We start from the raw sequence: 9,113 nt of genomic DNA, 5'->3' as shown, positions 1-9,113 counted from the left end.
TTGCCGAACGACGCCGTCTCCGACGTGAACCGGTCACCGGTGAGCTGCATCCCGTCACCCGAGTCACCGGCGAAACGGATGATCACCCGGTCCAGCCGGCGAATCGGCTTGCTCGGAGTGGCCATGGGACTCTGCTCCTTCGGGCGGTCTACGGGTGGGATCCGGCCGACTGGCGCTCGGCGAGCTTGAGGGCCTCCTCCAAGAGACGTTCGACGATCCGGTTTTCGGGGACGGTGGCGACGACCCGGCCCCGGACGAAGATCTGGCCCTTGCCGTTGCCGGAGGAGACGCCGATGTCGGCTTCCCGGGACTCCCCGGGGCCGTTGACGACGCAGCCCATGACGGCGACGCGCAGGGGGAGGGGGAAGCCGTCGAAGGCGGCCTCGACCCGCTGGGCGAGGCGGTGGATGTCGACCTGGAGGCGTCCGCAGCCGGGGCAGGACACGATTTCGAGCTTCCTCGGGCGCAGCCCGAGCGAGGAGAGGATGTGGCAGCCCGCCTTGACCTGCTCGGCGGGCGGCGCGGAGAGGGAGACCCGGATGGTGTCGCCGATGCCTTCGGCGAGGAGGACGCCGAAGGCGACGGCGGATTTGATGGAGCCCTGGAACGCGGGGCCGGCCTCGGTGACGCCCAGATGCAGGGGGTAGTCGCAGCCGGCGGCGAGCAGCCGGTAGGCGGCGATGACGGTCAGCGGGTCGTGGTGCTTGACGGCGATCTTGAGGTCGGTGAAGCCGTGCTCCTCGAACAGCGAGCACTCCCACAGCGCGGACTCGGCCAGCGCCTGGGGCGTGGCGCTGCCGTGCTTCGCGAGCAGGCGCGGGTCCAGCGAGCCGGCGTTCACCCCGATCCGGATCGGGACCTTGGCCGCGTCGGCGGCCCGGGCGATCTCCTTGACCTTGTCGTCGAACCTCTTGATGTTGCCGGGGTTGACGCGGACCGCGGCGCAGCCGGCGTCGATGGCCTGGAAGACGTAGCGGGGCTGGAAGTGGATGTCGGCGATGACGGGGATCGGCGACTTCGCGACGATCCTGGGCAGGGCAGCGGCGTCGTCGGCGGAGGGGACGGCGAGGCGGATGATGTCGCAGCCCGCCGCCGTGGCCTCGGCGATCTGCTGGAGGGTGGCGTCGATGTCGGTGGTGGGGGTGGTCGTCATGGTCTGCACCGGGATCGGCGCTCCGCCGCCCACGGGGACCCTGCCGACGTGGATCTGCCGGGAGTGGCGGCGGGCCGCGAGGACGGGGCCGCCACCGGGCGCGGGCGCAGGCGCGGGGCCGCGGAGGCCGGGCGGGGTGGGGTCGGGGAGGTCGACGCTGCTCATGACGTGCTCCGTGCGGAGGATGGTGCGGACAGGGAGGCGGCCGAGGGGCCGCCGTGCTCCAGGAGACGGCGGGCGGTGTCGGCTATGGCCGTGCCGCTGATCCCGGCTGCGGACAGGAGGGCACCGCGCTCACCGTGGGCCAGGAACCGGGTGGGCAGGCCCAGGGCGTGAACGGGGACGGTGACCCCGGCGTCGGCGGCGTGCTGGGCGATGAGGGCTCCGATGCCGCCCTCGCGGACCCCGTCCTCCACGGACAGGGCGATGCGGTGGCGTCCGGCCAGATGGACGAGGGCGGGGTTGACCGGAGCCACCCAGCGGGGGTCGACCACGGTCACCCCGATGCCCCGGGCCGCCAGCAGCCGGGCGGCCTCCAGGCAGGCGCCGGCCGTCGTGCCGACCGTGACCAGCAGCACGTCCAGGGGCGCGTGTGGGGAGCGGTGCAGGACGTCGATGCCGTCCATGGTGGTCAGCGGGTCGATGTCGGCCGCGGCGGCGGCCTTGGGGAAGCGCACCGTGCTCGGGCCGTCGCCGAACTCGACCGCCTCGCGGAGCAGGGCCCGCAGCCGGGCCGGGTCGCGGGGGGCGGCGACCCTCATGCCCGGGACGCGGGCCAGCACCGCGAGGTCCCACAGGCCGTGGTGGGAGGGCCCGTCGGGTCCGGTGACCCCGGCCCGGTCCAGGACGAAGGTGACCGGCAGCCGGTGCAGCGCCACGTCCATCAGCACCTGGTCGAAGGCCCGGTTCAGGAACGTCGCGTACAGGCACACCACCGGGTGCAGGCCGCCCATCGCCAGCCCGGCGGCGGAGGTGACGGCGTGCTGCTCGGCGATCCCCGAGTCGAAGACCCGGTCGGGGAACTTCCGGGAGAACGGGCCGAGCCCGACCGGCAGGCGCATCGCCGCAGTGAGGGCGACGACGTCCTCGCGCTCACCTCCCAGGGCGGCGAGCTCGGCGGCGAAGACGGACGTCCAGGTCGGCTTGCCCGTGTTGCGGGGGCGTCCGGTGGCCGGGTCGATGACCCCGCAGGCGTGCATCCGGTCGTCGGTGTCGGCTTCGGCCGGGGCGTAGCCCTTCCCCTTGGCAGTGACGGCGTGCACCACGACCGGCCGTTCGAGGGCCGCGGCGCGGCGCAGCGCGGTCTCCAGCGCGGGGATGTCGTGGCCGTCGACGGGGCCGAGGTAGGCGAACCCGAGGTCGGTGAAGACATTGCGGTCCGGTGCGTCCTGGCCCCCCTCGCGCAGCCGGGCCAGGTGGGCGGGCAGCGCGCCGATGGTGGGGTCGTAGGAGCGGGTGTTGTCGTTCAGCACGACGACGACGGGGTGCCCGGAGGCTCCGAGGTTGTTCAGGGCTTCGAAGGCCAGGCCGCCGGTGAGCGCGCCGTCGCCGACGACTGCCACCACCCGCCGTGCGGCTCCTCGCAGGTGGAAGGCCTTGGCCAGGCCGTCGGCGTAGGCCAGGGCGGTGGAGGCGTGGGAGTTCTCGATCCAGTCGTGCGCGGACTCCGCGCGGTTGGGGTAGCCGGACAGCCCGCCCTGCTGGCGCAGGGTGGCGAACTCCTGGGCGCGGCCGGTGAGGACCTTGTGCGGGTAGGACTGGTGGCCGGTGTCGAACAGGATCGCGTCACGCGGCGAGTCGAAGACCCGGTGGAGGGCGATGGTCAGCTCCACCACGCCCAGGCTCGCGCCCAGATGGCCGCCGGTCGCGGACACCCGGTCCACGAGCAGGTCCCGGATCTCCACCGCCAGCCGGTCGAGTCGGCCGGGGTGCAGGGCGCGCAGGGCGGCCGGGGTTCCGGGGAGGGGCAGTGGTCCCTGAGCAGCGGGAGGCCCTCCGGTACCGGAGGCGTTGCGTCTGCCCTCCTCCTCGGTGGTGGGGCGGGTCTCCCCGGCTCGGGAGGGAGGGTCGATGGCCGTCATGGGGTGAACACCTTCTCGAAGCGGACGAAGTGGATGGTGGCTGTGGCGGTGGAGTGCCGATCGCCGTGTGCGGTGGCCGACAGCTGGAGCTGAGGAGGGGTCACGGGCGCTCCCTGACCGGGGCCGGCGGCGCGAAGTACATGTCCTCCACCGCGGCGGTGTGCTCCACGACCGTCACCGCCCCCCACCGGTGGAGGGCCCGGATCACACCGGTCACCAGGGCCGGTGGGGCGGACGCCCCGGCGGACAGACCGATGGTGCCGGCGTGTTCGATCCAGACCGGGTCGATGCCGTCGGCGTCCTCCACGAGGTGCGCCTCGGCGCCGGCGCGGCGGGCGACCTCCACCATCCGCACCGAGTTCGAGGAGTTCGCCGAGCCGATGACCAGGACCAGGTCGCAGCCCTCCGCGACCTCCGCCACGGCCAGTTGCCGGTTGGTGGTCGCGTAGCAGATGTCGTCCGACGGGGGCTCGCGCAGGGCCGGGAAGCGGCGGCGCAGGATGTCGACGACCTCGTGGGTCTCGTCCACGGCCAGGGTGGTCTGGGTGAGGTAGGAGACGCGGGTCTCGTCGGGTACCTGGAGGGCGGCCGCCTGCGCGGGGGTCTCGACCAGGACGATGGAGGCGGGGGCCTCACCCAGGGTGCCCTCGACCTCCTCGTGCCCGGCGTGTCCGATCAGGACGATCGTGTCGCCACGGGCGGCGAAGCGCCTGGCCTCGGAGTGGACCTTGGTGACCAGCGGGCAGGTCGCGTCCACGACGGTCAGCTCGCGGGCACCGGCCTGGGCACGGACCTCAGGTGACACACCGTGGGCCGAGAAGACGACCGTGGCACCGGCCGGTACCTCGTCGAGCTCTTCGACGAACACCGCACCCCGGGCGGCGAGGCCGGCCACGACGTGGGCGTTGTGGACGATCTGCTTGCGGACGTACACCGGCCCGTTCCGGTCCGGGGCGTCCAGCAGCCGTTCCACGGTGTCGATCGCGCGCTCCACCCCGGCACAGAACGAACGCGGCGAGGCGAGGACCACCGTCCTGTGACGGCGGGCGGCGAGCGGTGCGGGCGGTGCGGCCGCGGGGGTGCGGTCGGGTTCGGCCGTCACCGCGACCTCCGGCCACGCGCGAGGCCACCGGCCCTGGGCTGGTGGTTACGGCGAGCGGCGAACGCTGTGGTGTCGGCGGGGCGGTGCAGGGCGCCCGCCGCATCGGTACGGACCAGAAGGGGCATCAGTTTCTCCTGAGAGGTGGTCGAGTCCGTGAGGGTCCGCGCGGCTGCTCGGTCGACGGGCGGAGGAGGACCTGAGGCGGAGGCGTTCGCTGAACCTGCCGGGGACGCTCACGTGTGTCCAGTAAGCCCCGGCCAGGTCATCCGGCGTAACTCTTCTCCATGGCAGGCTTGTTGAACCTCATGCCGCGTTGAACGACCTTGAACGACTCCGAACTGCCGTATATGGGCACAAATTTGCCCCGCTGGTCAGGCATCCAGGGCGTCGTGGGGAACCTTCAGTACCTTCGAGTGAGGCCAACGGCCGTTCGGGTGGGCGCGCGGCGGATGGGCGTTGCCGCTGTGAAGACGCCGGGTGCAGGGGCGTCAGAGTACGTGTTCAACGCCGGGGATTCCCGTGTGCGGATCCCGTTCTGTCCGGCGTCCTACTGGCGCGTGGGCAGGGAGAGAACCGCGGTGAAGAGAACGCTCAGAAAAGACCAATGGGCTGTTCCGATCGGGCCGTTGTGCCCGGACGAGGCCCTGGTCCCAACCCTCCTGCACCATCCCTTGCGGGGGCCGGTCGACTGCCGTGGAGCCGAGCTCCTGGCCGGGGCCCTGCGCCGGGCCGGGCTGCGGGTCCGCTATCAGGACTTCCCCGTCCCCTTCGCGAAGGCGACGGGTCCCACCGTGCCCGCGGGCGAGGCCGTGACCGGCGGGGGTGCCCGGATCTCGCCCTGGACCGGAGATCGGCCCTGGGAGGAACTCAGTGCCGGTGCGGGGGGTGGGGGAGCGGTGCGGGCGGTGACCTACGTAGCCCGAAACGGCACGGTGGTCGGGCTGGCGGTGGTGACCGCCGTGGGCGCGGACGGGCCCTCGACGGCGACCGTCTGCGCACTGGACAACTGGGCGGCAGTGCTGCGCACGAGGCGGCTGGTGTCGGCCGGCGTCGCGCCGCTGTGTGCGGGGGTGGTGCGGGCGCGCGAGGAGGTCGACGCCGTACTGGGCGGGACGGCGGGCCCGGTGGCGGTGGTGGGCGGTGTGCCGGTCGACGCCGTGGTGGCGGCCCGGTGGCGGGCACGAGGGGTGGTGTCCGTCGCCGAGGCGGACCAGGTGCCCGCGGGCGCGGTGGCCGTGATCGGTCCGGCCGGCACCACACCCGCGGTCCTTGCCCGCCTGGCCGAGCGCGGTGTCACCGTCGTCGACGCGACCTGCGGGAAGGTCGCGGACCTCCACGCGCAGATCCGGGCCTTCGTCGCCGGCGGCGAGGCTGTCCTGGTCGCCGGACGGTTCACCGACGCGGTGACTCCCGGTCTGACCGCTCAGGCGGCGCCCGGGCAGGTGCGGGTCCTCGAGAACCTCGAACAGGCCATGACCATGCCGGTACCCGACCCTGCGAGGGTCGCTGTCGTCATCGCCCCCGGACAGCCGGTCGAGGACGCCGAAGTCATCACGGAGGCCGTACGGGCCCGCTTCGGACACGTCCTTCCGCAGAACCCCGCCAGCTACTGCCATGCGGCCGACGACCGCGCGCACACCCTGCAGCGCCTGGCCCACAGCTGTGACACCGTCCTGATCGCCGGGTTGCTCGACGAGCCCGAGATCCGGGAGGCCCTGCGGGTCGTCGAGGAGGCGGGCGCTCCGGCCCGCCTCATCCGCGGTCCCGAGGACATCCGTCCCGAATGGCTCCGGCACACCGCCGCCATCGGGGTCACCGCCACCAGCACGACCGACCCGGCGCTGCTGACCCGGATCCTCCACGCCCTCTCCGGCACCGGGCCCACCGCCGTCACCACCCAACACACCACCACCGGCGGCAGGGTGGCGTCCGCCCCCCGGTTAGCGTTCGGACGGCGCACGAGGCGCAGCCGCCGTCGTGCACACCGCAGACCCGCATGAGGGTGTGGGCCGACCCGGGCGGACTACGGGAGTCGGCAGTCCTCGTGGTGGATGGGATGGCGCAGGAGCTGGGCGGCGGCCGGGACGCGCTGGTAGCTGCGCAGACGGCTGCGCATGGTGTGCAGGGCCGCGGTGGCCCGGGCGGACTGCAGGTGGGGGTAGTCGTGCAGGAAGGTGTGCCAGTGCTGGCAGGCTGCCTCCAACTGGCCTTGTTGGAGCATGAGTTCGGCGAGTCGTGCGGTGGTCAGGGCCCGGGCCCGGCGTTCGTCGGCCGGTCGGCGGGTGAGGGAGTGGGACAGGACGGCGCAGGCGCGGGAGACGTCGCCGGTTGATGCGAGGACCTCGGCCCGCTGGTGGTTGAGGGCGGCGCTGTGGTAGCCGCCGGTGGTCCTCTGTTCGTCCTGGGCGTCGTCCAACAGGTTTTGCGCCCGGTCGAGTTGGGCGAACGCCTCGCGGCGCCGGTCGGAGGCGGCGAGGGTGACGGCGAGCTGTCCGGTGATGAACGCGGCCGATCCCGGCGGGAGTTTGGTGACGTCGGCGGCCGCGGCCTGGGCCAGGCTCAGGGCCTGTGCCCGGTCGCCCAGGTGGTTCGCCTGGACGCTCATCTGCCGCAGGGCGATCGCGTGGCGCAGCGGGTCGGCGGCCTCGACGGCGAGCTCGGCGGCGATGCGGTAGTAGGTCTGGGCGGCGCCGTGGAGGTGTTCGTCGAAGCAGGTGAAGGCGGTGAGGTAGGCGAGGTCGGCGGCGGCTTGGCGGAGCTGCCGGTGGAGCGTGGCGCCGGCGGGGCTGGTGAGCTGGGGGGCGATGTCGGTGGCGAGGTAGGTGGCGAGGGCCGGGCGGGTCCGGGCGCCGCCGAACATGTCGTCCGCGTCGGCGAACACGGTGGCCATCATGTTCGCGGCCTGGACGTGGGCCGTACTGACCCGGGTCCTGCCGCTCGGACTCGGTGAGGGTGCGACAGCCGTGGGCGGCCGCAGGGTCGGGTCGTAGGGGATCAGACGGAGGGTGCGGGGGCTGACGGCCGAGGCGGCGCCGAGTTGCTCCAGCCGCACGGCGATGTCCGGGGTGGTGGGCTTGTCGACGGTGGCGGCGGAGGGGGCGGGGGCGAGGCCGGCGGCCTGGGGTGTGATCGCGCGGCGGAGGGCAGTGGACAGGACGTGGCAGACGATGTCGGCCACCTCGGGGCGGGGGCGGGAGCCGAGGAGCCAGTGCGCGACCGAGGTGCGGTCGTAGTGCAGGGGCAGGGCGCGGAGGCTGCCGACGGCGTTGACGGCGCGGGCGAGTTGCTCGTTGGTCCAGCCGGTTTCGTCGAGCAGGGCCCGTAGATGGGGATTGGGTGTGTTTCGGGGACTCACGGTGAACCTCGTGGTCGCGGCGGAAGCGACGTGGTGGGCGGGTGCGGGGCGTTCAACATGGCGAGAGGTTCAACAACCCTGCTGCTCAGCAGAGTTACGTCGAAGCGGCTCGCCGGTGCCTACTGGACACACTGTGGGCGTTCCCGGGCAGGTCTGGCAAGCGCCCCGGTGAGAATCCCTTCGTGCGCCCCCGGAGCGAGAGTGCCACTCGGCCCGGGGCGGCAACCGGTGTACCGAACGGAGAAACGTGATGACTGCCAGGACCCTCGGCTCCGAATCACCCGACCTGACGGTGGTCCGTACCCAGGTCGACGGCATCCTCGACGGCTTCCTCGCCGCCAAGGCCCGTGCGGCGACGGCGCGGTACCTGCCCGGGGAGATCCCCCGGATCCTGCACGACTTCCTCTCCTCCGGCGGGAAACGCCTGCGCCCCCTGCTGTGCGTGACCGGCTGGCGCGCGGCTGGCGGCGACGGCGACGAGGGGCCGGTACTGCGGGTGGCGGCGTCGCTGGAGATGTTCCACGCCTTCGCGCTCATCCACGACGACATCATGGACCACTCCACCACCCGCCGCGGCCACCCCACCGTCCACAACACCCTCGCCGCCCTGCACCACGAGGGCCGCACCCGGGCGGCCGCCGACGACCTCGGGGCTGGCGCCGCGATCCTGATCGGCGACCTCGCCCTGGCCTGGTCCGACGAACTCCTCCACACCGCAGGCCTCACCCGCAGCCGGCTCGTCCGCATCCTGCCGCTCATCGACGCCATGCGCACCGAGGTCATGTACGGCCAGTACCTCGACCTCGCCTCCACCGGGCACCCCACCGACGACGTCGACCGGGCACTGACGATCATCCACTACAAGACCGCCAAGTACACCTGCGAACGCCCCCTGCAGATCGGTGCCACCCTCGCCGGAGCCGACGACGAACTGCGCACCGCCCTCAGCGACTTCGCCCTCCCCCTCGGAGAGGCCTTCCAACTGCGCGACGACCTCCTCGGCGTCTACGGCGACCCGGACCGCACCGGCAAGCCCACCCTCGACGACCTGCGCGACGGCAAGCACACCACCCTCGCAGCCCTCGCCCTCAAACTCGCAACCCCGGACCAGGCCGCCCGGCTGCGCCGGCTCCTGGGCGACCCCGACCTGACCGAGGAGCAGGCCGAGGACGCCCGACGCGTCATCACCGCCACCGGCGCCCGCGACATGGTCGAGCAGATGATCCGGGCCCGCTGCGCGCAGGCCGACCACGCCCTCTCCCGCAGCACGATCCCGCCCGCCGCGGCCGCCACCCTGCGCGAACTCGCACGGGCCGCGACGAAGAGAACCACATGAGCGCAGTCGCACCGGAAGGCGACCGCCCGTCCTGGCCGCCCCTGTGACTGCCGGGCTGGTGTGGATCCCACCGTCCGGGCCCCCGG

General features: G+C 73.1%; 6 protein-coding genes. 2 read left to right on the top strand and 4 right to left on the bottom strand.

Annotation, left to right across the window (positions count from 1 at the left end; translation table 11 throughout):
• Nucleotides 1-148 precede the first annotated feature (148 nt).
• The 3 genes from ispG to ispH form a co-directional block, all read right to left on the bottom strand.
• Nucleotides 149-1,318: a flavodoxin-dependent (E)-4-hydroxy-3-methylbut-2-enyl-diphosphate synthase gene (gene ispG, locus ACIPLC_RS30785; protein ID WP_400476310.1), complete on the bottom strand. Its 1,170-nt coding sequence runs from the start codon at nucleotides 1,316-1,318 to the stop codon at nucleotides 149-151.
• Nucleotides 1,315-3,234 carry a 1-deoxy-D-xylulose-5-phosphate synthase gene (locus ACIPLC_RS30780; protein ID WP_400476309.1) on the bottom strand — a complete coding sequence of 640 codons (1,920 nt, stop codon included), beginning with the start codon at nucleotides 3,232-3,234 and terminating at the stop codon, nucleotides 1,315-1,317. Before ACIPLC_RS30780 ends, ispG begins: the two co-directional genes overlap by 4 nt.
• 100 nt (nucleotides 3,235-3,334) lie before the next feature.
• Nucleotides 3,335-4,336, bottom strand: coding sequence for a 4-hydroxy-3-methylbut-2-enyl diphosphate reductase (gene ispH / locus ACIPLC_RS30775; protein WP_400476308.1), 1,002 nt, complete (start codon nucleotides 4,334-4,336; stop codon nucleotides 3,335-3,337).
• 905 nt (nucleotides 4,337-5,241) lie between these two features.
• Between ispH and ACIPLC_RS30770 the strand changes: the two genes are divergently transcribed.
• Nucleotides 5,242-6,336: a hypothetical protein gene (locus tag ACIPLC_RS30770; protein WP_400476307.1), complete on the top strand. Its 1,095-nt coding sequence runs from the start codon at nucleotides 5,242-5,244 to the stop codon at nucleotides 6,334-6,336.
• Nucleotides 6,337-6,359: 23 nt separating this feature from the next.
• On the opposite strand, the gene ACIPLC_RS30765 is transcribed toward ACIPLC_RS30770, so the two are convergent.
• Complete coding sequence (locus ACIPLC_RS30765; protein ID WP_400476306.1) at nucleotides 6,360-7,691, bottom strand: tol-pal system YbgF family protein; 1,332 nt, start codon at nucleotides 7,689-7,691, stop codon at nucleotides 6,360-6,362.
• 250 nt (nucleotides 7,692-7,941) lie between these two features.
• On the opposite strand from ACIPLC_RS30765, the gene ACIPLC_RS30760 reads away from it, so the two are divergent.
• Nucleotides 7,942-9,027 carry a polyprenyl synthetase family protein gene (locus tag ACIPLC_RS30760; RefSeq protein ID WP_400476305.1) on the top strand — a complete coding sequence of 362 codons (1,086 nt, stop codon included), beginning with the start codon at nucleotides 7,942-7,944 and terminating at the stop codon, nucleotides 9,025-9,027.
• Nucleotides 9,028-9,113 lie beyond the last annotated feature (86 nt).

Source organism: Kitasatospora sp. NPDC086801, assembly GCF_044745805.1.
In the GTDB taxonomy this organism is placed as follows: domain Bacteria; phylum Actinomycetota; class Actinomycetes; order Streptomycetales; family Streptomycetaceae; genus Kitasatospora.
The sequence above is the reverse complement of the archived record's forward strand: the minus strand, read 5'-3'. Positions and strand labels throughout refer to the sequence as shown.

What these genes read in the sequence shown, in the direction of transcription:
- ACIPLC_RS30780 (WP_400476309.1), bottom strand. Translation starts at nt 3,234, where the DNA reads ATGACGGCCATCGACCCTCCCTCCCGAGCCGGGGAGACCCGCCCCACC.
- ispG (WP_400476310.1), bottom strand. Translation starts at nt 1,318, where the DNA reads ATGAGCAGCGTCGACCTCCCCGACCCCACCCCGCCCGGCCTCCGCGGC.
- ACIPLC_RS30760 (WP_400476305.1), top strand. Translation starts at nt 7,942, where the DNA reads ATGACTGCCAGGACCCTCGGCTCCGAATCACCCGACCTGACGGTGGTC.